23 protein-coding genes, 3 tRNA genes and 1 riboswitch are annotated in these 23578 nt (G+C 62.8%); of the genes, 10 read left to right on the top strand and 16 right to left on the bottom strand.

Annotated elements, in window-relative coordinates; genetic code table 11:
• Window positions 1–60 precede the first annotated feature (60 nt).
• The 3 genes from ACFSJC_RS06465 to ACFSJC_RS06455 are packed head-to-tail and all read left to right on the top strand — an operon-like array spanning window position 61 to window position 3252.
• Window positions 61–1308, top strand: a complete 1248-nt coding sequence (locus ACFSJC_RS06465) for a sulfotransferase (protein ID WP_386024862.1) — start codon at window positions 61–63, stop codon at window positions 1306–1308.
• Window positions 1302–2465, top strand: a complete 1164-nt coding sequence (locus ACFSJC_RS06460) for a glycosyltransferase (RefSeq protein ID WP_386024859.1) — start codon at window positions 1302–1304, stop codon at window positions 2463–2465. Before ACFSJC_RS06465 ends, ACFSJC_RS06460 begins: the two co-directional genes overlap by 7 nt.
• Complete coding sequence (locus tag ACFSJC_RS06455; RefSeq protein WP_386024856.1) at window positions 2452–3252, top strand: DUF2334 domain-containing protein; 801 nt, start codon at window positions 2452–2454, stop codon at window positions 3250–3252. Before ACFSJC_RS06460 ends, ACFSJC_RS06455 begins: the two co-directional genes overlap by 14 nt.
• Here ACFSJC_RS06455 and ACFSJC_RS06450 read toward each other — a convergent pair.
• From ACFSJC_RS06450 to ACFSJC_RS06425, 6 genes are all read right to left on the bottom strand, one after another.
• Window positions 3168–3656 carry a low molecular weight protein-tyrosine-phosphatase gene (locus ACFSJC_RS06450; RefSeq protein WP_386024854.1) on the bottom strand — a complete coding sequence of 163 codons (489 nt, stop codon included), beginning with the start codon at window positions 3654–3656 and terminating at the stop codon, window positions 3168–3170. The genes ACFSJC_RS06455 and ACFSJC_RS06450 overlap by 85 nt on opposite strands.
• A gap of 383 nt (window positions 3657–4039) precedes the next feature.
• Window positions 4040–4807, bottom strand: a complete 768-nt coding sequence (gene kdsB / locus ACFSJC_RS06445) for a 3-deoxy-manno-octulosonate cytidylyltransferase (protein ID WP_386024851.1) — start codon at window positions 4805–4807, stop codon at window positions 4040–4042.
• A complete protein-coding gene (gene lpxK / locus ACFSJC_RS06440) occupies window positions 4800–5825 on the bottom strand; it encodes a tetraacyldisaccharide 4'-kinase (protein WP_386024848.1) in 1026 nt (341 codons plus the stop codon). The genes kdsB and lpxK overlap by 8 nt, the downstream gene beginning before the upstream one ends.
• Before the next feature lie 70 nt (window positions 5826–5895).
• Window positions 5896–7716, bottom strand: coding sequence for a lipid A export permease/ATP-binding protein MsbA (gene msbA / locus ACFSJC_RS06435; RefSeq protein ID WP_386024846.1), 1821 nt, complete (start codon window positions 7714–7716; stop codon window positions 5896–5898).
• Entirely contained in the window at window positions 7713–8141 is a 429-nt protein-coding gene (locus ACFSJC_RS06430) for an ExbD/TolR family protein (RefSeq protein ID WP_386024843.1), read from the bottom strand. The genes msbA and ACFSJC_RS06430 overlap by 4 nt, the downstream gene beginning before the upstream one ends.
• A complete protein-coding gene (locus ACFSJC_RS06425; protein WP_386024840.1) occupies window positions 8138–8767 on the bottom strand; it encodes a MotA/TolQ/ExbB proton channel family protein in 630 nt (209 codons plus the stop codon). The genes ACFSJC_RS06430 and ACFSJC_RS06425 overlap by 4 nt, the downstream gene beginning before the upstream one ends.
• A 234-nt stretch (window positions 8768–9001) precedes the next feature.
• On the opposite strand from ACFSJC_RS06425, the gene ACFSJC_RS06420 reads away from it, so the two are divergent.
• The 5 genes from ACFSJC_RS06420 to ACFSJC_RS06400 all read left to right on the top strand — a co-directional run bounded on the left by ACFSJC_RS06420 (window position 9002) and on the right by ACFSJC_RS06400 (window position 13011).
• On the top strand, window positions 9002–9451 hold the full coding sequence (locus ACFSJC_RS06420) for a type IV pilin protein (protein ID WP_386024838.1): 450 nt from the start codon (window positions 9002–9004) through the stop codon (window positions 9449–9451).
• On the top strand, window positions 9448–10002 hold the full coding sequence (locus ACFSJC_RS06415; RefSeq protein ID WP_386024835.1) for a GspH/FimT family pseudopilin: 555 nt from the start codon (window positions 9448–9450) through the stop codon (window positions 10000–10002). Before ACFSJC_RS06420 ends, ACFSJC_RS06415 begins: the two co-directional genes overlap by 4 nt.
• Window positions 9990–11063 carry a PilW family protein gene (locus tag ACFSJC_RS06410; RefSeq protein WP_386024832.1) on the top strand — a complete coding sequence of 358 codons (1074 nt, stop codon included), beginning with the start codon at window positions 9990–9992 and terminating at the stop codon, window positions 11061–11063. Before ACFSJC_RS06415 ends, ACFSJC_RS06410 begins: the two co-directional genes overlap by 13 nt.
• A complete protein-coding gene (locus ACFSJC_RS06405) occupies window positions 11060–12253 on the top strand; it encodes a PilX N-terminal domain-containing pilus assembly protein (protein ID WP_386024829.1) in 1194 nt (397 codons plus the stop codon). Before ACFSJC_RS06410 ends, ACFSJC_RS06405 begins: the two co-directional genes overlap by 4 nt.
• 74 nt (window positions 12254–12327) lie before the next feature.
• Window positions 12328–13011 carry a type IV pilus modification PilV family protein gene (locus tag ACFSJC_RS06400; protein WP_386024826.1) on the top strand — a complete coding sequence of 228 codons (684 nt, stop codon included), beginning with the start codon at window positions 12328–12330 and terminating at the stop codon, window positions 13009–13011.
• Window positions 13012–13149: 138 nt separating this feature from the next.
• Here the strand turns inward: ACFSJC_RS06400 and ACFSJC_RS06395 are convergent.
• From ACFSJC_RS06395 to rplU, 6 genes are all read right to left on the bottom strand, one after another.
• Window positions 13150–13234 (bottom strand) — tRNA-Leu (locus tag ACFSJC_RS06395).
• 44 nt (window positions 13235–13278) lie between these two features.
• Window positions 13279–13352: transfer RNA gene (locus tag ACFSJC_RS06390), tRNA-Cys, on the bottom strand.
• A 166-nt stretch (window positions 13353–13518) separates the two neighbouring features.
• A complete protein-coding gene (proB, locus tag ACFSJC_RS06385) occupies window positions 13519–14643 on the bottom strand; it encodes a glutamate 5-kinase (protein ID WP_386024823.1) in 1125 nt (374 codons plus the stop codon).
• An 18-nt stretch (window positions 14644–14661) separates the two neighbouring features.
• Window positions 14662–15783 (bottom strand): Obg family GTPase CgtA, encoded by a 1122-nt coding sequence (gene cgtA / locus ACFSJC_RS06380; RefSeq protein ID WP_386024820.1) that lies wholly within the window; start codon window positions 15781–15783, stop codon window positions 14662–14664.
• Between the two features lie 121 nt (window positions 15784–15904).
• The gene (gene rpmA, locus ACFSJC_RS06375; protein ID WP_007039701.1) at window positions 15905–16162 is read right to left on the bottom strand and encodes a 50S ribosomal protein L27; all 258 of its coding nucleotides are present in this window, start codon (window positions 16160–16162) and stop codon (window positions 15905–15907) included.
• A gap of 17 nt (window positions 16163–16179) precedes the next feature.
• Window positions 16180–16494, bottom strand: a complete 315-nt coding sequence (rplU, locus tag ACFSJC_RS06370; protein ID WP_007039702.1) for a 50S ribosomal protein L21 — start codon at window positions 16492–16494, stop codon at window positions 16180–16182.
• A gap of 342 nt (window positions 16495–16836) precedes the next feature.
• Between rplU and ACFSJC_RS06365 the strand changes: the two genes are divergently transcribed.
• Both ACFSJC_RS06365 and ACFSJC_RS06360 read left to right on the top strand, forming a co-directional pair.
• Window positions 16837–17805, top strand: coding sequence for a polyprenyl synthetase family protein (locus ACFSJC_RS06365; protein ID WP_386024816.1), 969 nt, complete (start codon window positions 16837–16839; stop codon window positions 17803–17805).
• Window positions 17806–17820: 15 nt separating this feature from the next.
• Window positions 17821–17897, top strand: a tRNA-Pro gene (locus ACFSJC_RS06360).
• Between the two features lie 36 nt (window positions 17898–17933).
• Here ACFSJC_RS06360 and ACFSJC_RS06355 read toward each other — a convergent pair.
• From ACFSJC_RS06355 to metK, 4 genes are all read right to left on the bottom strand, one after another.
• The gene (locus ACFSJC_RS06355) at window positions 17934–19238 is read right to left on the bottom strand and encodes an MFS transporter (RefSeq protein ID WP_386024813.1); all 1305 of its coding nucleotides are present in this window, start codon (window positions 19236–19238) and stop codon (window positions 17934–17936) included.
• A 398-nt stretch (window positions 19239–19636) separates the two neighbouring features.
• Complete coding sequence (metF, locus tag ACFSJC_RS06350; protein ID WP_386024810.1) at window positions 19637–20500, bottom strand: methylenetetrahydrofolate reductase [NAD(P)H]; 864 nt, start codon at window positions 20498–20500, stop codon at window positions 19637–19639.
• Between the two features lie 196 nt (window positions 20501–20696).
• Window positions 20697–22103 carry an adenosylhomocysteinase gene (gene ahcY / locus ACFSJC_RS06345; protein WP_386024808.1) on the bottom strand — a complete coding sequence of 469 codons (1407 nt, stop codon included), beginning with the start codon at window positions 22101–22103 and terminating at the stop codon, window positions 20697–20699.
• A 21-nt stretch (window positions 22104–22124) separates the two neighbouring features.
• Window positions 22125–22211, bottom strand: a riboswitch (S-adenosyl-L-homocysteine riboswitch).
• Window positions 22212–22321: 110 nt separating this feature from the next.
• Window positions 22322–23512: a methionine adenosyltransferase gene (gene metK, locus ACFSJC_RS06340; RefSeq protein ID WP_386024805.1), complete on the bottom strand. Its 1191-nt coding sequence runs from the start codon at window positions 23510–23512 to the stop codon at window positions 22322–22324.
• Window positions 23513–23578 lie beyond the last annotated feature (66 nt).

Raw genomic sequence — 23578 nt, 5'->3', positions numbered from 1 at the left:
CGAAACCCAGGGCCCGACCGCAAAGGTCGGGCCCGTACCCGAGGGTCGAGAACCATCGCCATGATGCTGCAGTCATTTCTCGTCAGCACGGCCCGCTTCATCCGTCTCGTCTTTCGCACCTTCATCCCCAAGGCGGGCGATCCTCGCCCCAGCACGCGGCGACTGATGGTGATGGCCGGGTTCATCCCACTGTTCGCCCTGGCACAGGGAATCCATTGGCTCGGATTCCTACTCGACGAAATTCTGTTTCCAGGCTACCGCAAGATTCCCGTGCGCGAGCCGCTGTTCGTGCTCGGAGTCCCACGGAGCGGGACCACCCACCTGCACCGGGTGTTGGCCGAGGATGCGCGATACACCACCTTTTCCACCTGGGAGTGCCTCTTCGCCCTCTCGATCACGGCGCGACGCTTCTGGCTCGGTGTCGGCTGGCTGGACGCCCGAGTCGGCGGGTTCGGCAAGCGCCTGCTCGATTGGCTGGAGAAACATCTCTTCGGCGGACTGGAAGACGTCCACAGCATGCGACTGAGCGATCCCGAAGAGGATTACTTCGTCTTCATGCCGATGCTGGCCTGCTTCATTCTCATCCTGCCCTTCCCCAATTCGGACCTGCTGTGGCGGATGGGCACCTTCGACCGCGACATGCCGACGCGCGAGCGCGAGCGACTGCTCGACTTCTACCGCAGTTGCCTCAAGAGACACCTCTACGTGCATGGCACGGAGCGCACCTTCCTATCCAAGAACGCGGCCTTCGCCCCCCTCGCCGGGGCGCTCGCCGAACATTTCGAGGATGCCCGCTTCATCGTCTGTCTGCGCGAACCCGAACGCACCCTGCCCTCCCAGCTCAGCTCCATCGCCTCCGGCGCGACCCTCTTCGGAACGCACTCGGTTGCACCTTGGCTGAACGATCGGCTGACGGAGCAGCTCGGCTTCTATTACCGAAATCTCGAACGGGTGTTCTCCCCGATGCCCGAAAGCCGCTGCGTTTGGGTTAACATGCAGAGCCTCAAGGGCACGTTGCCCAGCACGATCGAACGCATCTACGCGTGCATGGGATTCGAGATGACCACCGCTTACCGGACCAGTCTGCAACGGCAGGCAACGCAGGCGAAACGGTATCGCAGCACCCACTCCTACAGCCTGGAGGCGTTCGGGCTCTCGCCGGCTCGGATCGCCGAGGAACTCGGCCCGCTCTACGCCTCGCTGGCCGCGCGCGCCGTTTCCAACCGAGGTGACGACATGCCGAACCTCGACGCACAGCCACACACGGACACCCGATCGCTCGCCGAAGAACCGGCGCCGACATGCTGAGATCATCACAGGCAGAGAGCGAACTCGCCGCCGAGGATATGGCGACCGCAAGGAATCTACGGGTCGCCATCATCTCCGACGCGGCGCCCGAGCGGAATGGTGTCGGCGCCTATTACCGCGACCTGGCCGACCATCTGAGGGCCAGGGGGGCGCATGTGGCACTCGTCGCGCCACGTTACCGCGCCGGCCGCTGGCACGGCGGGCTGCGACTCCCGCTTCCCGGAGACCCGACGCAGCGCATCCTGATCCCTTCCTGGTCCCTGGTCGAAAAACGCCTGAAGCGACTGCGCCCCAACGTCATCGTGGTCCCCACGCCTGGCCCATACGGATTGCTCGGCATGCATCTCGCTGGTCGTCTCGGCATCCATCTAGTGGTCGGTTTCCATACCCACTTCGAGGCGCTCACCAATCTCTTTCAGGACTGGGGCGTGCGGGCGCACATCGCCAATGCCTACCTGCGCGGCTGCCATCGCCTGCTGTTCAGCAGGAGCCAGGTGGTGCTCGCCAACTCGATCGAAATGGTCGAAGTCGCCCGATCGATCGGCGCCAAGCGCGTCTCGCTGATGGCCACTCCCATCCCGAAACGCTTCCTCGATCGCGCCCTCTCGCCAACCCGCCCCCGAATCGAGCGGATACTCTTCGCCGGACGCCTCGCGCCCGAAAAGAATCTGGCCGCCGTGGTCGAAGCGGCCCGGCGCCTGCCGGATCTCGAATTTATCGTCGCGGGGGACGGTCCCTTGCGCGAATGGCTCGAACAAGAGACGCGCGACCTGCCCAATCTGACCCTCGTCGGCTGGGTGAAGCGAACCCAGATCCTGCGCCTGATCGACAGCGTCGACGCCCTGGTGCTGCCCTCGCGGGTGGAATCCTTCGGCACCATCGCGCTTGAGGCCATGGCCCGCGCTCGCCCCGTCCTCGTCTCCGAGGCCTGCGGCATCCTCAGTTGGGACATCCTCTCGGGCGGCATCTTCACCATTCGCGCAGACGAGAATCTGGCCGACGCACTCCTGCGACTCCGCCAACTGGATGCCGCCAGCCTCCAGAACAAGACCGAAATGGCGCGCGAGGCGGCCGGCATCATCAACCAACGCAACCTGCGGCATTGGCTGGCATTGCTCGCGGGCGATCATGCAAGTACCGTCGATGGACAACAGTGACAGCATCCGCGCATTGGTCTCGGTGCATGACGTCATGCCCGAGACCCTCGAACAGGTCCAAACCCTTCTGGAACGACTGACCGCCGCAGGCATCAGCGCCGTCACCCTGCTGGTGGTGCCGGGCGCCGACTGGACCCCTGCCGCGATCGATACGCTCCACGACTTCGAGCGGCGGGGCTACGAGCTGGCCGGTCACGGCTGGAGACACCGGATCAGCCGCATCGGCGGCCTCCGTCACCGCCTTCATGCCACCCTCATCTCGCGCCAGGTCGCCGAACATCTGGCGCTGGACGCGCTCGGCATCGTGGCGCTCATGAAGCGCTGCCACGCCTGGTTCCTGGAACAGGGGCTGCGCCCGCCGTCGCTCTACGTCCCGCCCGCCTGGGCCATGGGGCGGATCGAGCGCAGCGCACTGGCCGACCTGCCCTTCCTGCAATACGAACTCTTCTCGGGCATCCTCTCGGCCCAGACCGGACGCCTGCATCCCATGCCGCTGCTCGGCTACGAGGCCGACACGGCCGGACGAGCGCCCGTCCTGCGCCTCTGGAACCGGATCAACCGGCATCGCGCCAGGACGGTCGGCTGGATCCGTATCGGCATCCATCCGCACGACCTGGACCTCAGGCTGGCCGAGGATCTGGAGGAGGACCTGCAGCGCTTCTCCATCCACGCCGAATACGGCGCGGTGGACGCCGAGGCCGATCAGAGATGCCGGCTGGTGACGTCCGCGAGAAGCCCCTCGGCGGCCGACTCAAGCATATCGAATACCCGCTCGAACCCGCGCTGACCGCCGTAGTAGGGATCAGGCACCTCACGCTCTGGAAGATCGGGCGCAAAGTCGAGGAAGAGCTTGAGCTTCCACTCAAGCCCATCGGGACAGAGCTCGGACAGACTCTCGTAGTTGTCCTGATCCATCGCCAGGACATAGTCGAAGCGATGGAAGTCCTCTCGGAGCGCGCGCCGAGCGCGCAGATCACCGATGTCGATCCCACGCGCGCGGGCCGTCTCTCGCGCCCGCCGATCCGGCGCCTCGCCCAGATGATAGGCATGCGTCCCAGCCGAATCGATCTCGATGAGATGCGACAGACCGGCATCCATCACCCGTTTCCTGAATACGCCATGGGCGGTCGGCGAACGGCAGATATTGCCCATGCACACGAAGAGAATCTTGACCTTGGGTTCGTCACTCATGGTCGGGTCTGCTCCCAAAATTGGCGACCGTTGGGGCTCCTCACGCCAAACACAGCGTCAAGCCGGCGAATCGGTTGCACTAAAGACACAGAAATAGGCCATCCGCGATCTAGTGCGCACCATTATCGTGCAAATACGTCATCTCGGACCCTCTATCGCGCAAAGAAGAGGCGGATCGCCGCCAAGAATACCGGCGAATCACAATAAGCTCTTGATAAACCATTGAACGAGACAACAGAAAGAGATGGCACGACTAGTGCTTTAGCAATAGCGAGACATTTCTCAATCGTTCTGTTCCGTTCTCTGACCTCCTCAGTGGTGATTCGCCCCGCGTCTACGCGGGGTTTTTTTTGCTCGGCGCCCAACCTCGTCGAGGCCCCGTCTCACGCATTGGCCAGATAGGCCGCAACGCGCGCGAGATCGTCCGAGGTATCGACGCCCGGCCCCGGCTCCTCGACCGCAAGACCGACATGGATACGCTCTCCATGCCAAAGCACCCGCAGCTGTTCGAGCGACTCGGCCAGTTCGAGCGGAGAGGGATCCAGATGGACGTAGCGCTTGAGGAAGGCGGCGCGATAGGCGTAGAGCCCGATGTGGCGCAGAAAACCGACCGAGGACGGCAGGGCCGCATGCTTGCCGAGGAACTCGTCCCGATGCCAGGGAATCGGGGCGCGCGAGAAATAGAGGGCGAAGCCGGCGACATTGGTCACGACCTTCACCAGATGCGGGTCGAAGAGCTCGGCGCCGTCTCGGATCGGATAGGCCAAGGTGGCCATGCCCGTCTTGTCGAGCGATGCCAGATTATGGGCGACCTGGTCGAGCAACGGGACCGGCATGCAGGGTTCGTCACCCTGTAGATTCACCACGATCGTATCATCGGACCATTCGCAACGGGTGATGACCTCGGCCACGCGATCCGTCCCGGTTCGATGCGCCGCCTCGGTCAACACCACCTGCACACCCAGCGGCACACAGATATCCGCGATCCGTTGATCGTCGGTCGCAACCACGACCTCGTCGGCCGCGCTGCCCAGCGCGCGCTCGACCACGTGCTGGATCATCGGCTTGCCCTTGATGTCGACGAGCGGCTTTCCCGGAAGACGGGTGGATCCGTAACGCGCGGGGATGACAACCTTGAAACCATTAGCCATTGGTCAGTCCTGCCAGTTTGGATAAGAGATCATCGAGAAGGGTCTCGTCCAGCTCCGCCTCCACCGGCAGATACCAGTGATGCTCGCGGGCGAAGGGCGCGCACTTGACGGCGTCCTTCTCGGTCATGATGACGGGAAAATCGGGCCAACGGCGGATGTCCTCCGCCGAATAGGCATGGTGATCCGGATAGGGACGCGCATCGAGATCGAGCCCGGCTCGACGTAGCGCGGCGAAGAAAGGCTCCGGATTGCCGATCCCGGCGACGGCACACAACCGCTCACCGCGAAAGGACTCCAGCGGCCGGGTACGCGTGGAATCGACGAGATTCACGGCCGCACCGGACACCAGGCGCATCGCCGGCCTAGGGGACTTGAGGCCAGCCTTATAGAGCACCAGATCCACGCTCGCCAGACGGCCCGGCAATTCCCGCAAGGGCCCTGCCGGCAGACAGCGGCCGTTGCCGAAACCACGATCGCCATCGATCAGCACCACCTCCAGATCGCGCCGCAGCCGATAATGTTGCAGACCATCGTCGCTGACGAGGATATCGCAACCGCCCAGCTCCAGCGCCAGACGCCCTGCCTGGACCCGATCGGAGCCGGCCACCACAACGCAATGCGCGCGTCGGGCCAGCAAGACCGGCTCGTCGCCCACCAGACCGGGGTCCGAATCCGCCGTCACGGACAGCGGCCACCGAGTCGAACGCCCGCCGTAGCCGCGCGTGATGACCCCCGGCGTCCAACCGTGCGCCTTGAGATAGTCGACCAATCGAGCCACCAGCGGCGTCTTTCCGGTGCCGCCGACACTGATGTTGCCGACGACGATCACGGGAATCGGCAGCCGCGTCGAACTCAACCAACCCTTGCGGTATCCGAGCCGGCGCAAGCCGACGACGCCACAATAGAGCCAGGACAGCGGCAAGAGCGCCGCCGACAGAGGATGCCGGCCGTACCAGACAGGGGCCGGATCCAGGACTCGCCGACCTGGCCCGAGGGTGTCATTTCCCGCATCGTTCATCAGGCCACCTGTTCCACGTGCGGCATCGGTCCGCGCCTCGACAGTCGGAAGACGCCCGACCGAGCTCGATTCAGGCGAAGGCCGTTTGCTGCGTGTCCGTCTCATGGAACTGCATCCGATGCAGCCTGGAGTAGTAGCCATCCAACGCCATGAGCTCCGAATGGCGCCCCTGCTCCACGATGCGCCCGGCCTGCAGCACCAGGATACGATCGGCGTTCTCGATCGTGGACAGACGATGGGCGATGACGAGCGTGGTGCAACGCTGCATCAGCTCCTGCAAGGCCGCCTGAATATAACGCTCCGCCTCGGTGTCCAGGGCCGAGGTCGCCTCGTCGAGGATAAGGATGGGCGCATCCTTGAGCATCGCGCGGGCAATCGCCAGACGCTGGCGCTGACCGCCCGACAAGAGGACGCCACGATCGCCCACCAGGGTCTGGAAGCCTTGAGGAAGCTCACGGATGAAGTCCAGGGCATGCGCGCTGGCCGCGACGCGCTTCAGCTCGGAGGTGCTCGGCGGGACCGAACAGCCGTAGGCGATATTGTTGGCGATGGTGTCGTTGAAGAGCACCACGTCCTGACTCACCAGCGAGATCTGATCGCGCAGACTGGCGAGCGTCAGGTCGCGGATCGGGATGTCGTCGATCAGGATCTCGCCGGTCGTCGGATCGTAGAAGCGCGGCAGCAGGCTCGCCATGGTGCTCTTGCCGCTACCCGAATGGCCCACCAGAGCGATCTTCTCGCCCGGCTCGACGATCAGGTTCAGATCGGTGACGGCGGGCGCCTTGTCCTCGGAATAGCAGTGGCTGACGTTGCGGTATTCGATACGACCGGCCGCGCGCTCCAGGACACGGGTTCCCCGGTCGTCCTCTTCCTCCGCATCCAGCAGCTCAAACAGACTCTCCGCAGCGACGATGCCCCGCTGCAATTGGGCGTTGACCGAGGTCAAGCGCTTGACCGGCGGCAGCAGGAGCCCCATGGCGACCACGAACGACATGAAGGTGCCGACCGTGATGTTCTCCTTCAGGCCCTGCATGGTCGAGAGATAGACCACGACGCCGATCGCGATCGCCGAGATGAGCTGAACCAGCGGAACGCTGGCCGCCTCGGTCGCGATCATCTTCATCTGCAGCGAGCGGGTCTTCTCGTTGATGAAGCTGAAACGACGCGCCGCCCGCTCCTGCCCACCGAACGCCTTGACCACGCGATTGCCGTCGATCACCTCCTGGGCGATGTGGGTGATATCACCGACGCGGTCCTGGATCCGCCGACTGTGACGCCGAAAGCGCTTGGTCGCGTACTTGACCGCACCCGCCATCACCGGACCGATGACCAGAAAGATCACCGAGAGCGCAGCGTTCAGGTAGAGCATGTAGGCCATGAGACCGATCACGGTGAACCCATCGCGCACCAGGGTCGTGACCGCCGAGGTCGAGGCATTGGCCACGTTCTCGACGTTGTAGGTGAGCTTGGCGAGGATGTGTCCAGACCCACTGTTGTCGAAATAGCGGGTTGGCGCCCGCAGCAGATGTTCGAACATCTGTTGGCGCAGATCCGCGACCACACGCCGTCCGACCCAGCTCAGACAGTAGGTATTGATGAATCCCGCGATGCCGCGCACCACGAAGAGGCCCACCAGCCACAAGGGCATGGTACGCACCATGTCTAGATCGCGATCGACGAAGCTGCCATCGATCAGCGGCTTCATCATGGCGGCGAACAGGGGCTCGGTGGCGGCGAAGATGAGCATGCCTGAGAGCGAGAAGACGAACATCCGCCAATAGGGCCGAACATGATTCAGGAGCCGCCGGTAGATCTGCTTGGCGTCGGCGCCAGACAGCACCGGATCCCCGCTCCGCGTCTTGTCTCCGCTCACCACCGTCTTCTCGCTCATGGCCGTTGCTCGTTCGGACGAGTGGCTGCGAAGGCGATTCGATTCAGCCCCAGTTCGCTCGCCACATCCATTGCCGTCATAACCGCCTGATGCGGGGTCCGGGCATCGGCCTGGATCAGCACCGGCAGCGATTTGCGTTCACCCAACGCCCCACGAAAGGCCCGCACCAGGGTCTTGGGCTCGGGATCGACCAGCGCCTGGCCATCAACGTAATACTGACCGGCGGCATCGATCACCAGACGGATCACCATTGGCTCCTCCGCCGTCACCGCCTCGCCATTGGCCTGCGGAAGCTGGATGCGCAGCCGCGCATCGTCCTTGAAGGTAGTGGAAACCATGAAGAAGATGAGCAGCAGGAAGACGACATCGATCAGTGGTGTCAGGTTGATATCCGTCGGCTCACGCCGATGCGGGCGCAGATTCATGGTCGATCGCCCTCCGCGACTTCCCGCTCGCCCTTCAGCACCTCGATCAGACGCAATGCCTGCTGCTCCATGTCGAGCGCAAAGGTGGCGACCCGGCTGTCGAAGAAGCGATGGAACATGAGCGCGGGGATCGCGACCGAAAGCCCGGCGGCGGTCGTGATGAGCGCCTTGGAGATGCCGCCCGCCAGCACCCCGGCATTTCCCACGCCGGACTCCATGATGACGCTGAAGACATCGATCATGCCCAGCACGGTGCCTAGAAGTCCCAGCAGCGGTGCAACCGAGGCGATAGTTCCCAAGGTGTTGAGGAAGCGCTCCAACTCGGCGACCACATGCCGTCCGGTATCGTTCAGTGCGTCCTTCATCACCTCGTGCGAATGGTGTCGGTTGATCAGCCCGGAGGCCAGCATGCGGCCAAGCGGCGACCCGTCGCGAATCTCCTCGATACGCTCGGGCGTGAGCTGCCTCTGACGATGCAACTGCCAGATCTCGGCGAGCAGATTCGGCGGCAGGACGCGTCTGCGCCTTAGGGACCATGCCCGTTCGATCACGATCGCGGTCGCCACCAGGGAACAGCCGATAATCGGGGCCATCAGCCACCCGCCCGCATACATCAACTCAAGCAAAGCCGGCACCCCCTGGGATCGATCGTGGTTCGCACCCTCGCCGCCACGCGCGAGGCATTAGAGGGGGAATCATACCTGAAGCGACCGACGGGCAGCAGCCCGGACGCACCCACGCCCGACCACCAGCACGCCTGAGCCATGAGATGGAACAGGACAGCCCTCTTCGGGGTTGAAAATAAAACACCGATTGTATACAAGCGACTGACGCGAAAGATTCACGAATCGGTAACCCGAATGCCCCCGCTGCGTTGCCCGAACCACCCCGGCTTCACCCTGGTAGAACTCATGATCGCGCTCGCACTGCTCGCCATCCTGGCGACGATCGCGATCCCGAGCTATGAGCAGCAGGTTCGTCAGGCCAGACGCACGGATGGCCAGAGCGGCCTGATGGCGATCGCCATCGCTCAAGAGCGGTTTCGCGCCCATTGCACCCAGTACGCCCAGCGGCTCTCGGGAACCCGCAACTGTGCGTCGTCGGAGGCCACGAACACTTACACGCTTGGAGTAAGCGACACCAGTCCTGAGGGGTATTACCGCTTCAGCCTCGACTCGGTCAGCGCGAGCGGATTCAACGCCCGAGCGACGGCGAGCGGGCCTCAAGCCCGTGACCACGAGGGCGATGTCTCCTGCACGGTTCTCGGACTCGATCAGGACGGCAACCGGACCCCGAGGGACTGCTGGTGAAGCCCGACCGTCCGACCGAACCAAGACGCCCGCGTCCCGACACCTCGGGATTCACCCTGCTTGAATTGCTGGTGACATTTGCCGTGATCGCGATCCTGCTCACGGTCGCCCTGCCCTCGATGCGCGCCATGCTCCAGCGCAATCACCTCAAGGCCGCCGCACAATCCATCGCCGAAGACCTGCAATGGACACGCTCCGAATCGATCAAACGCAACCGAGAACTTCAGGTGCGCTTCGACAGCGACAGGGAGACATGGTGTTACGGCATCGGCGAAACCGAGAACACGGCATGCGATTGCCAACCCACTGCGGCCCCGAGCGATGCCTGCGCCCTGAAGCGCGTCAGCGGCGCGGATTATCCGAACGTCACGCTCGCTGCCACCTTCAACACCACCCAATTCAAACCGCGCCGGGCCACCGCCATCAACGGCTCGATCACAGTGACCGCTGAGACAGGGGCCTCTCTGCGCGTCATCCTGTCCCGGCTCGGGCGCATCCGAATCTGCGCTCCAGACTCCAGCGTCCTGGGCTACGACCCATGCAGCGACTGACCTCCAGACTTGACCGCATCGCCACCTGGACGGGCGGCGGCACGTCTAGACACCAAGGCGGCGTGACCCTGATCGGAATCACGATCGGTCTTCTCGTCGGTACCCTCATCCTGACCGGAGCGCTCAGCGTCTATCTCATGATCTCACGGACCGCACGCGAAAGCGTCCAGCAGGCCAGACTCAATCAGGAGCTACGCGCCGCCATCGAGGTCATGCAGCAGGACATCCGTCGCGCGGGCTATTGGGATTTCGGCGACACCAATGGTGACGGAGACGCCAACGGGGACGGCGTCTTCGACTGGCGCGACCTCGGAACGACGGAGGACGGCGAGGGCACGTTCGACAGCGACGGAGATGGCCAAACCGACGGGCGGGATCTCGACCCGATCCACAACCCATTCCAGCACCGCTACGGCATCGTCAACAACGACCTCTGCATCGAAACCGACTCAGCCAGCGGTGCCTGTATCACACCGATCTGCACCGCCCAGAACGACGACGGCGCCTGCCTCGCCCAGGTGCAGCGCGGCAACTGCATCACCTTCAGCTACGACCTCGACCTGGACGCCCGCGTTGGCATCCGCTCCTGCGACGCCAGCGATGACGAACTCGATTGCCCGCGCCCCACTGCGGCGCCCTTCAGAACAGGACTGAACGAGCCCTATGCCTGGCGCTCCTGGTATCCACCCGACTCGGAGACGCCGAGCAAGGACATCGATATGGAAATGTTCGGCTACAGACTGCGTCGCGGCGCCGCGCAGATGCGGGTCGGACGCGCCAACAAGAACGACGACCGGTTCGGTTGCGACAGCGGACGCTGGGAGGCCATCACCAGCCCGGACATCCGGATCACCGCACTCGACTTCATCCTCACGACCCGAATCGCCAACACCAACCCAGTCAAGACGATGACCGACAGCTGCGCCCCGGGAGATATCTGCCGACACACCCGAGCACTGGACATCCGGCTCAGCGGTCAAGCCGTCGATGATGCCGAGACCCTCCAGACGCTCGAAACCCATATCGGCATACGCAACGACCGTTACGAGGCGATCCCATGAAGGCGACGCGCCCCAGCCCGCCACACGCGCCCCACCGCCACCAACGAGGCGCCGCCACCCTGTTCGTGGGACTGCTGCTGTTGATCGGAGCGGGCATCCTGACCTTCAGCGCCGGCCGAACGGGCGTCATCGAACAGCGCATCGCCAACAACGAGATTCGCTCGACCGAGGCCCAACTGGCTGCTCAAGCTGGCCTGGAATTCGCCCAGGCCTGGCTGTCGAGCAACGCCTGGACGCAAGGGACGACCGAGCCGACGCCACCACCGCTGACGACGGCGAGCGGTGACCGATTCGAGATGGATCTGACATTCCGCATCGATCCACGCGGCCTCTGTGTTCGCGCAACCAGCATCGCCGCATCCGATGCCAACATCTCCGCGCACGTCCAGGCATGCTACCAGCAACAGGGGCTCTTCGACGCCAGTCCGAGCCGACGCATGCCGCCCCCATTGGTCAGTGCCGACTGCCTCGACGCACCCACCATGGGATCGGAGTTATTCGTTCGCGAATCAGCCAAAACCGGCGCTGCATCAGGCCGATCCGCAACCGAAAGCTGCCTGCCTCAAGGCGATCTCACCATCGCCAACTGGCTGGACACCAACGGCAATCGCGTCATGGAGATCGTAGAAAAAGGCGCCAGCGCCGCCTTCGAGAGGACCGCTTTCGAGGGGTGCCCGAGTGAGCACTGCGCCTGGGACCAGATCTTCGCGATGCCGCTCGACCAGGCCATCGAACGCGCGACCCAGTCGAACCATCTCTTCGGGGACGCATTCCCTTGCGGCGCAACCGCATCGCCGGGACTCTATGTGAAGACGACCGATTCGGACATCGGCCCGCTCGACATGACCGGCACCTGCATCGGCATCGATGGGGTCGACAACCGCACCATCGGCGCACCGAACGCGCCAGTGGTCATCATCGTCCCCAGCACCAGCGGATGTCCGGCCTTCGCCCCTGACATCAGCATCTACGGGATCCTCTATTACGAGACCGCCTCGGACTGCGCCACGCGCGGCTGGGGCGGGGCCAAGATTCACGGGGCCGTCGTCTGGGAAGGCAAGGCGGCAGCCCCGAACAGCGGATCGCGGTTCATCGCAACCGACTATGGCGCGGGCTCTGGACTCAACCGCACCTATCAGGTCGTGACCCAGGCGACGCGGATTCCCGGCACCTGGCGCGACTGGGACTGAAAGCACATCCCCGCACCCCACGGAGGCACATGATGCGACGCACTCGACTCCAGATAAGACAAGGCGGTTTCAGCATGAACGAGGCACTCGTCTCCATGACCGTTCTGACCAGTGGACTGCTGAGCCTCGCTCAATTCCAAGGCGAGATGATCCAGCACGGCAGCGAGGTCAAGACCCAGACCAGCGCGGTCAACCTCGCCCGACTGAAACTCGAAGCGCTCCGTCAAGAGGCAATCGCCGACTACGACTCCATCGAATCGGGAAACGACGCACCCTCACGTCACGCAGGCGACTCAGCGGACTTCAATCGCCGTTGGATAGTCACGCCCCACACCAATCCCAACTATACGGAGGTGCAAGTCACCACGACCTGGACATCCATCGACGGCGAACCTCAATCGGTCAGCCTGCGCTCACTGATCGCGCCAAACCTCCCCTACTCGGCCAGACCGAGCCCAGCAAAGGGCGCGGAGCCCGTCACAACCGAAGAAGACGCCTCGCCAGACGCGCAACCGTCTGCGGACACGCTGGCCGACACCGATGACCCATCGTCCCAGCAACCCGAGACATCGTCCCTCGCTGCCAATACCCCGACGGCGACCTGTCTATGCGCCCGCGCCCAGGACGGCACCATCGGATTGGACGCCCGGAGCAGCGACCCAGACTGCACTCAAGCCTGCTGCCAAGCGATGGGAGAAAGCGCCAGCAGCGCGATGTGCGGCAACGGAGACTGCAGCTTCGTCGCTCAGTGTTATTGAGCGGCCAGCGGCGGATTGTCACGCCCACGGGAAAATGGCAGCGAGCCTGTTCGGAGACTGCCGTCGGGAAATATCGATATCTATAGGAGGGACAAGCGCTGCGAAATAGATCCCTTATGGATACGCTTGAAATCAGGATGGTGCCCGGGGCGGGACTCGAACCCGCACAACCGAAGTCGAGGGATTTTAAGTCCCTTGCGTCTACCAATTTCGCCACCCGGGCGGGAGCGCGGTAAAGCAGGAGGGCGCGAAACAGAAGGGAGAATATGGAGGCTGAGCCCGGAATCGAACCGAGGTACACGGCTTTGCAGGCCGCTGCATAACCACTCTGCCACTCAGCCAGAGCGAGGCATTATAGATACCCATATGCGGATTGTCACCTACCGAAAACGCCTTTCGTCGAAAAAGGTTTCAGGGAGCGACCGATGACCTCGATCGCCACCGGATTTCAATGGTGACCGCACCAAACGATGCGTTCGTCGTCGGCCCCCATCGGTCAGCCGACCGCTATAGGATCACGAGATTATCTCGGTGGATCAACTCATCGTCGTCGAGATAGCCGAGTATCTCCTCGAAACGCAGCGACGATTGCCCCTTTATCCGCTCGGTATCCTGAGAATCGTAGTTGACCAGCCCGCGCGCCACCTCGGCGCCGAACTCGTCGACACAAGCGACCACCTCTCCGCGATTGAAGCTACCCTGGACGCGCCTCACACCAACGGCGAGCAGGCTTCTGCCTTTTTCGCGCAGCGCCCGAACTGCTCCCTCGTCCAGAATCAGCCGACCGCGTACCCGAAGATGTCCGGCAAGCCATTGCTTGCGGGCGGCCTGAGCACCCTGGAAGGGAATAAGCAGGGTACCGATCGATTGCCCCTCGCCGATACGAGTCAACACCTGCTCGCCGCGACCGGGCGCAATGATCGTCGGGGTCCCGGACCGCGCAGCCAGACGAGCCGCTCGAACCTTGGTCACCATGCCGCCGGTCCCCAGCGCCGTCACGCTACCGCCGGCGACTGAGTCCAACAAAGGGTCGTCGACCCAACTTTCTGGAATCAGCTTGGCATCGGGGTTGTTTCTCGGATCCGCGTCGAAGATCCCGTCCTGGTCGGTCAGTAGAATCAAAAGATCCGCTTCGATCAGATTGGCGACCAACGCGGCCAGGGTGTCATTGTCGCCGAAACGCAGCTCGTCGGTAGCGACCGTATCGTTTTCGTTGATGACAGGAACGACGCCGAGCTTCAACAACGTGCGTAGCGTACTGCGGGCGTTGAGATATCGCGCCCGATTGGCGAGGTCGTCGCGCGTCAAAAGAACCTGCGCGGTTCGCAGCCCACGGGACAGAAAGCAATCCTCATACGCGCGCACCAACCCCATCTGACCGACGGCTGCGGCGGCCTGGAGTTCATGCAGCGATTTAGGACGCCGGTGCCACCCCATGCGCGCCATGCCCTCGGCCACGGCACCGGAGGACACCAGAACCACCTCGCAGCCAGCGGCGCGCCGCCCGACCATCTGATCGACCCAAACCGCGAGCATCTCCCGCTCCAGCCCTTGACCGTTGCGCGTCAGCAGTGCGCTACCGATCTTGACGACCCAACGTTGAGTATGAGGAATGGCGTCACGGGTGATCATAATCGGACCACGCCGTCATCAGTCGAGCGGATGCCATTCGCCCGAATCGGGCGTTTCTGGCACATCCCATTCCGACTCCTCACCATCCGAAGCGCCGGAAGACGACACCACGCCAGCGTCATCGCCAAGTTTCAGCTGCTCAAGACGCGCCATCAGATCGCGAACGAGCACATCGGTCCCCTCGCCGCTCAGGGCCGAGATACCATGCACAGGCCCCTGCCAGTCGAGATGCTCGACGATCGCAGAACGGCGCTCCTCATACTCTTCGGCGTCCAGCAGATCGACCTTGTTGAGCACCAGCCAGCGCTCCTTGTCCATGAGATCGTCGCTGAAGGACTCCAGCTCGGCCTCGATCTTACGGATCTGCTCCGCCGGATCCTCGTCGCTATCGAGCGGCGCAACATCGACCAGATGAAGCAGCAGGCGTGTACGCGCCAGATGCTTGAGGAAGTGGATTCCCAGACCGGCCCCATCGGCGGCACCCTCGATCACGCCGGGGATGTCGGCGACCACGAAGCTGCGATTGCGCCCGACGCGCACGACACCTAGGTTGGGATAGAGCGTGGTGAAGGGGTAGTCGGCAACCTTTGGACGCGCGCTGGAGACCTGCCGAATGAAGGAGGACTTGCCCGCGTTGGGAAATCCGAGCAAACCCACATCGGCGAGCAGAATGAGCTCCAGATGGAGTTGGCGACGCTCACCCGGCGTACCCGGCGTGAACTGACGCGGGGTACGGTTGGTGCTGGATTTATAGCGGGCGTTGCCGATGCCGTGGAAACCGCCCTTCGCAACCAGCAACCGCTGGCCGGACTCCAACAACTCGCCGATCAACTCACCGGTGTCCTCGTCGAAGACACGCGTTCCAACGGGCACCGTGATCGAAAGATCCTGACCGCCGCGCCCGGTGCATTGACGACCCATGCCGTTTTGTCCGCGCTCGGCCCGATGCCTGCGCTGATAGCGAAAATCGACCAGCGTATTGATGTTGTTGTCCGCAAGCAGATAGACGCTTCCGCCATCGCCCCCGTCACCACCATCGGGGCCGCCCTTGGGGATATATTTTTCCCGGCGGAAACTCACGCAGCCGCTACCACCATCACCGGCTTCGACCCAAATGCGTGCCTCGTCGACGAACTTCATAGAGTAGATCCGGTCTGGTCGCTCGCGCGCGAGTCCAAATGAAAAAGCCCCGTCACGATGGACGAGGCTCTAGGCTTCCGATCGACAGCTGACGATCACCGATGGGGATCGGATCGGACGATCAGGCGGTCTCCACGGTCACGAACTTGCGGTTCTTCGGACCCTGGACCACGAAGCGAACGAAGCCATCGCTCAGCGCGAACAAGGTATGATCCTTGCCGCAACCAACGTTGACGCCATTGTGAAATTTGGTGCCGCGCTGGCGCACGATGATGCTGCCTGCGGAGACCTTCTGACCACCGAACACCTTGATACCAAGGCGTTTGGATTCGGAATCGCGGCCGTTGCGAGAACTACCGCCTGCTTTTTTGTGTGCCATTGGTTATCTCTCTCTTATCAGCCGGCGCTGATGCCGGTGATTTTGACCGCAGTGAACCACTGACGGTGGCCCTGGTGCTTCATATGGTGCTTGCGGCGACGGAATTTGATGATCTTGACCTTCTTCGCGCGCCCATGAGACTCGACCGTCGCGGTCACCTTGCCGCCGTCGATATAGGGCTTGCCAACGCGAACCTCATCGCCATCAGCCACCATCAAAACTTGCTCGAAATCGATGCTTGCGCCTTCTTCGGCGGTCAGCTTCTCGACTTTCAGAGTATCACCTTCGGAAACCCGGTATTGTTTGCCACCGGTTTGAATGACCGCATACATGATTCTGCAGATCCCCAGGAGTGTTCGGAATTGCCGACGCTCCGCGCCGGAACAAAGAAGCGGAATTCTATCGCCAACATAAACGTTGAGTCAACGTCATAATGGATCAGAAATCTTACAGCGATCCAGAAGCCGACCGGTTCCCGCCCTCGTCACCAGACGAAAGAGACGGTACTCGGTCATCGTCGGCCCAAAGGCGGGATTATCCAACAGTCGACCCGGGCCGTCCAAATGGCGTAATCTACGTCGATTGAAAAAACCCATCGTCGCGGGTGGTCGGCTTGACAGCCCAGCACCCCAAACCTAGCATCCGCCGCTACTATCGACAGACCCCACACACGCATGGACCTCTCCACGATTCGACAGCCCGTCGCAGAGGACTCGAAGGCTGTTGACGCCTTGATCCTGCGCCGCCTTCAGTCCGATGTCGTTCTGATCAACCAGATCGGACACTACATCGTCAACAGCGGCGGCAAACGTCTGCGCCCGCTCTCCGTACTGCTCGCCGCGCGCGCCTGCGGCTATGCCGGGGACCGCCATATCGATCTCGCCGCCATTGTGGAGTTCATCCACACCTCCACGCTGCTCCACGACGACGTCGTCGACGGCTCCGAGCTGCGCCGCAACCGCGAGACCGCCAATACGGTCTGGGGCAACGAGGCGAGCGTGCTGGTCGGCGATTTCCTCTACTCGCGCTCTTTCGAGATGATGGTCGACGTCGGCAACATGCGCGTCATGGAGGTATTGGCCCACGCCACCAATCGCATCGCCGAGGGCGAGGTGCTGCAGCTGCTGAACGAGCGCGACCCCGATACCGACGAAAAGCGCTACATGGAGGTCATCGAGCGCAAGACCGCCACCCTGTTCGAGGCTGGCGTCCGCCTGGGCGCAGTACTCGCCGAGGCGCCTCGCGAGATCGAGGATGCGGTCTCCAGCTATGGACTCAATCTCGGCATCGCCTTCCAGCTCGTCGACGACGCGCTCGACTACAGCCTCGACAACGCCGAGCTGGACAAAAACGTCGGCGACGACCTGGAGGAAGGCAAACCCACCCTCCCCGTCATCCGTGCCATGGCCGTGGGCACGCCGGAACAGCGCGCCCTGCTGCGCGAGGCCATTGAGCACGGTGGACGCGACCATATCGACGCCGTCGCAAAGACGATTGCATCCACCGATGCGATCGCCTATACTGCGCAGCTCGCACGGTCTTATGCCGAACGCGCGAAAGAAGCCCTCAACGTACTACCAGATTCAGCGGCAAGGGCTTCACTCGCCATGATGGCCGATTTCGCCGTCACGCGGATGCATTGATCGTCAGACCCATTTCGGGGTGTAGCTCAGCTTGGTAGAGCGCTGTCTTCGGGAGGCAGAAGTCGCAGGTTCGAATCCTGTCACCCCGACCAAAAACAAAAAGCCGGCCTTTGGCCGGCTTTTTTCGTTTATGACCTACCCACAGGCGCCGGATGCCGGACGCGCACATAGACGCTCGCCACCAACAACAGCAGGTTGATCACACCCACGACGACGAAGGGCGCACGCGGATCGATCTGATCGAAAAGATGGCCACCGATGAAGGTGATGATCAGAATACCGATCGCTCCCGCCACGTTGAAGGCACCAAGCACGGAGCCGCGCTGAGCGGTCGGCGCCTCCTGCCCGATCAGCGACTGACCGCCGAGATAGACGCTGATCTGGCCGATCCCGAGCAGGATGAAGAAGACGAGCCCCGACGTGGCGAGCGGATCGTCCAGCACCAGGAGCGCAAGATTGCCGAGCGCCGCCAGCCCCATGCAGACGGCGAGCGCCGTGACACGGTCCAGGCGGTCCAGCAACGGCCCCAGGATCGGCGCCCACACCAAGGCCGCAATCTGCGCCACGACAAAGATGAGCGTGCCGCTGACCACAGCCGCCGCCGGCTCCAACCCCGCCGCCTTGCCAGCAAGCGTACCCCATAGGATCAGAAAGGTCGCATTGACCGACTGATCGCCACGCGCGATGAAGGCGGCCAGATAGGCCAGCAAAATGCGCGGATTGCGCGCATGCGAAAAGCCGCCCACGAAGAGCTCGCGCACCGAGGGGCGGTCTTCGTGACGAATCGGGATGCCGGGCTTCAGCCCCCAGAAGACGATCATGGCGACGATCACGCAGAGCGCTGCGACGATGAAATGGGCCAAGCGCCCCGCCGCAACACCATCGAGCCCCATCCCGACGAACAACTTCGGCAAGGCGCCGAAGCCCTGACTGATGAAGACGACCCCGAGCCCGCTCAAAAAGCCCACCATCGCGACCAGCTTGCCACGCGAACACTCCGCCGGGTAATCGGCCAGCACGGTCGAGAGACCGCCAGCGACCGCGACCACGCCAACGGCATAGATGAGCCGATAGACATAGAGGGCCTCGACCGACTCGGCGAGCGGATAGAGAACGTAGGTCAGCGCCAGAACCAGAAATCCAGCGACGTAGACTGGCCGCCGACCGATCCGGTCCATGAGAATCCCGCCAGGCAGGAACAGCAGGAGCGTGACGATCTCGGTGAGGAAGACCAGATTGCCGCTGATCGCCCCCTGAATCGACTCAGGGATTCCCAGATGCTCGTTGAGGATGTAGGTCTGACCGATCGAGATGAAGATCATGAGACCAATCGAGAAAAAGGCGGCGACCAGGAAGGTCCAGCCGTGACGCGGAAGGATCGTCGGCGCAAGAAGGATCGGGCCGATCCGGTAGCTTCGGTCGAGGTCGGGCATAGGGTGTGATCTCGGGCCACTGAGGGCGTGCAAATGGATATTGAAGAACGAGGCCGAGATTATTCCATCAGACGCCGGCCACGCCTATGACCAAGCTTCCAGCCGCCAGCCGCCAGCATGTTGAGACAGCCCAGTTGGGCATCGATCGATGGAGAGAGGATTTACCCGCAGGGTGAAAGCGGACGATGCGCGCTCGTAGCGTCGCGCAAAGAAAAAAAGCCGCCCCAAAAGGAGTGGGCGGCTTCCAAAGGAGGAGTGGATGATTTCGCGGGAAAAAGAGTATCAACCGGCGAAACCGAAGGACTTGCGAATTCGCAATGGGCAACGAAAAACTGACGAATCGTGCCCGCACCCTCCAAATGTTTGTTGCATCGCAACCGAAACCGTCGATGCCCGACTCAGCCCTGGTTCGGCGCGAGCGGCAAACCCAAATCCTTCCAGAGTCGCGTGACGGAACCGGATTGATTCATGGTGTAGAAGTGCAGCCCTGGCGCACCGCCCTCGATCAGATGGCGGCAGAGATTCGCCACCACCTCGTGTCCGAATGCACGAATGCTTTCGACATCGTCCGCATAACCTTCCAGACGCCGACGGATCCAACGCGGAATCTCGGCGCCGCAGGCGTCCGAGAAGCGCGCCAACTGGGTGTAGTTGGTGATGGGCATGACGCCGGGGATGATGGGAATCTCGATCCCGACCCGCCGGCAGGATTCGAGGAAGCCGAAATAGGCGTCGGCGTTGTAGAAATACTGGGTGATGGCTGCGTCGGCGCCCGCCTCGACCTTGCGCTTGAAATTCTCCAGGTCGCGCGACGGACTGCCGGACTGCGGGTGATACTCGGGATAGGCCGCCACCTCGATGTGGAAGGCATCGCCGAATTCGGCGCGCACGAAGCTGACGAGTTCGTTGGCATAGCGAAAATCGCCGCCGTTCCCCGCCCCCATGCCGGACGGCATGTCGCCACGGAGCGCAACCAGCCGACGAATGCCCTGCTCGCGGTAGTAGGCCAAAATCTCGCTCACCTCCTTCCGACTGGAACCGATGCAGGCGAGATGCGGTGCCGTGTCGATGCCCTGACTGCAAAGCCAGTTCACGGTCTCGAAGGTGCCGTCGCGGGTCGAACCGCCAGCCCCGTAGGTCACGGAGAAATAGGCGGGGCCGAGCGCGTTGATCTTGGGGATTTCGAGCTTGAGCTTCTCCATGCCCTCCGGCGTCTTCGGAGGGAAGAGCTCGACGCTGTAGATGGGTGTGTCAGTCGACATAGGTCAGCCTCCAGCCTCCAGCCTCCAGCGGCCAGCAACACGAGCGGCTGCCGGACCACCGCCAAAGACTGAAGGCCCAGATGGTCAAGCGCCCTACACTTGCCCTGGGGGGGCATCATAGGGCCGGATTGCAGCCACGCAGCCAGCGTCGAACGAGACGCTGGCTGGAGGCTGATCGCTGGAAGCTGGGAGCTCCCTAATACCGATAGTGATCCGGCTTGTAGGGACCCTCGACCGGCACGCCGATGTAGTCCGCCTGCTCCTTGCTCAGCACCGTCAGCTTGGCGCCGATCTTTTCCAGATGCAGACGCGCCACGTCCTCGTCGAGATGCTTGGGCAGCACGTAGACGCCGATCGGATATTCGGCGGTCTTGGTGAAGAGTTCGATCTGCGCCAGCACCTGATTGGTGAAACTGTTGGACATGACGAAGCTCGGATGGCCGGTCGCGCAGCCCAGGTTCACCAGACGTCCCTGGGCCAGCATGATGATGCGCTTGCCGTCGGGGAAGATGATGTGATCGACCTGAGGCTTGATCTCCTCCCACTCGTACTTGCTGACGCTGGCGATATCGATCTCGTTGTCGAAATGGCCGATGTTGCAGACGATGGCCTGATTCTTCATCGCCGCCATGTGGTCGTGGGTGATGATGTTCTTGTTGCCCGTGGTGGTCACGAAGATGTCGGCGACCGGCGCGGCATCCTCCATGGTCACCACGCGATAGCCCTCCATCGCCGCCTGCAGCGCGCAGATGGGGTCGATCTCGGAGACCCAGACGGTCGCACCCAGTCCGCGCAGCGACTGGGCGCAGCCCTTGCCGACATCGCCGTAGCCGCAAACCATGGCGATCTTGCCGGCGATCATGACGTCGGTCGCACGCTTGATGCCGTCGACCAGCGACTCGCGGCAACCGTAGAGGTTGTCGAACTTGGACTTGGTGACCGAGTCGTTGACGTTGATGGCGGGGAACAGCAGGGTCCCGGCTTTGGCCATCTCGTAGAGACGGTGCACGCCGGTGGTGGTCTCCTCGGTCACGCCCTTGATGTCGGCGGCGATCTTGTGCCAGTGCTGGTTGTCGCGCTCGAAGGTGCGGCCCAGCACGCCCAGCACGGCGGTCCATTCCTCGTTGTCGTCTGCGGTCGGCGCGGGCACGGAACCGGCCTTCTCGTAGTCGACGCCCTTGTGGACCAGCAGGGTGGCATCACCGCCGTCGTCGAGGATCATGTTCGGACCCTTGCCGTCGGGCCAGTTGAGCACCTGCTCGGTGCACCACCAGTACTCTTCCAGGGTCTCGCCCTTCCAGGCATAGACCGGGATGCCGGCTGCAGCGATAGCGGCAGCGGCATGGTCCTGGGTGGAGAAGATGTTGCAGGAACACCAGCGCACCTCGGCACCGAGCTCGACCAAGGTCTCGATCAGCACGGCGGTCTGGATGGTCATGTGCAGACTGCCGGTGATGCGGGCGCCGGCCAGCGGCTTGTCAGCGGCGTACTTCTTGCGGACCGCCATGAGACCCGGCATCTCGGTCTCGGCGATGTTCAGCTCCTTGCGGCCGAAACCGGCCAGGGAGATGTCGGCAACCTTGTAATCAGTGAACTCACTCATGTGAATCAACCCTCGATAGAACGTGAGTGAGCGCCGTTGGAAATGTCGACCCCATCACCGAGCCTGGCCAAGATCCTGAGGATCCGGGTCGCAACGCTCCTCGGCGAAAAGGTTTGGTGCAGTTTAGAACGCGTTAGATGCGACCTTTTGCGTTAAATCGATGCATCGATGCCCCATACGGCGGAATAGGCCGCGCTATTCCGCCCTACTCGACGCCCTCAGATGCCGGCGGCCTCACGCAGTTCGTCGGCCTTGTCGGTGCGCTCCCAGGTGAATCCGGGCTCGGAACGGCCGAAGTGACCGTAAGCGGCGGTGTCCTGGTATTTGATGAGCTCGCGGTTGGTCAAGTCGAGCATCCGCATGATGCCGTAGGGACGCAGGTCGAAATGGGCACGGACCAGCTCGATGATGCGCTCCTCGCTGACCTTGTTGGTGCCGAACGTATCGACCGACACCGAGGTCGGCTCGGCGACGCCGATGGCGTAGGAGATCTGGATCTCGCATTTTTCGGCCAGACCGGCGGCGACGATGTTCTTGGCGACGTAGCGTCCGGCATAGGCGGCGGAACGGTCGACCTTGGACGGATCCTTGCCGGAGAAGGCGCCACCACCGTGACGGGCCATACCGCCGTAGGTATCGACGATGATCTTGCGACCGGTCAGACCGCAGTCGCCCACCGGGCCGCCGATGACGAACTTGCCGGTCGGATTGATGTGGTACTGGGTACCGGCATTCAGCCAACCGGTCTCGCCGAGCACGGGCTTGATGACCTCTTCCATCACCGCCTCATGCAGCACGCTCTCGGTCACATCCTCGCCATGCTGGGTGGACAGCACCACGGCCTCGACCGCAACCGGTTTGCCGTTGCTGTAGCGCATGGTGATCTGGGATTTTGCGTCCGGACGCAGCCACGGCAAGGTGCCGTTCTTACGCACCTCGGCCTGACGCTTGACCAGACGGTGGGCGTAATCGATCGGAGCCGGCATCAGCATGTCGGTCTCGTTGGTGGCGTAGCCGAACATCAGACCCTGATCGCCCGCGCCCTGAGCCTCTTCGCTCTCGCGGTCGACACCCTGATTGATATCCTTGGACTGCTCGCCGAGCGCGATCAGCACGCCGCAATTGTTGCCGTCGAAACCGCATTCGGAGTTGTCGTAGCCGATCTCCTTGACGACGCGACGGACCACCTTCTCGTAATCGATCTTGAGGTCGCCATCGGTCACCGTGATCTCACCAGCCAACATCACGAAGCCCGTCTTGACCAGAGTCTCGCAGGCCACGCGCGCCTTGGCGTGGTTGGGGTCGCGGCGATAGATCTCGTCGAGGACAGCGTCCGAAATCTGATCCGCCATCTTGTCCGGGTGGCCTTCGGAAACGGATTCAGACGTGAAGATGTAATCCTTGCTCATAGATGGATCGAGACCTGAATCTGGGCGCCGCGAGGCGCATTGAATGAAGCGGCGCATGATACCCCC

It is taken from the genome of Thiorhodococcus fuscus (assembly GCF_042682685.1).
Classification (GTDB): Bacteria; Pseudomonadota; Gammaproteobacteria; order Chromatiales; family Chromatiaceae; genus Imhoffiella; species Imhoffiella fuscus.
Note: the sequence above shows the minus strand (reverse complement) of the source record. Positions and strands in the feature narration are given on the sequence as shown.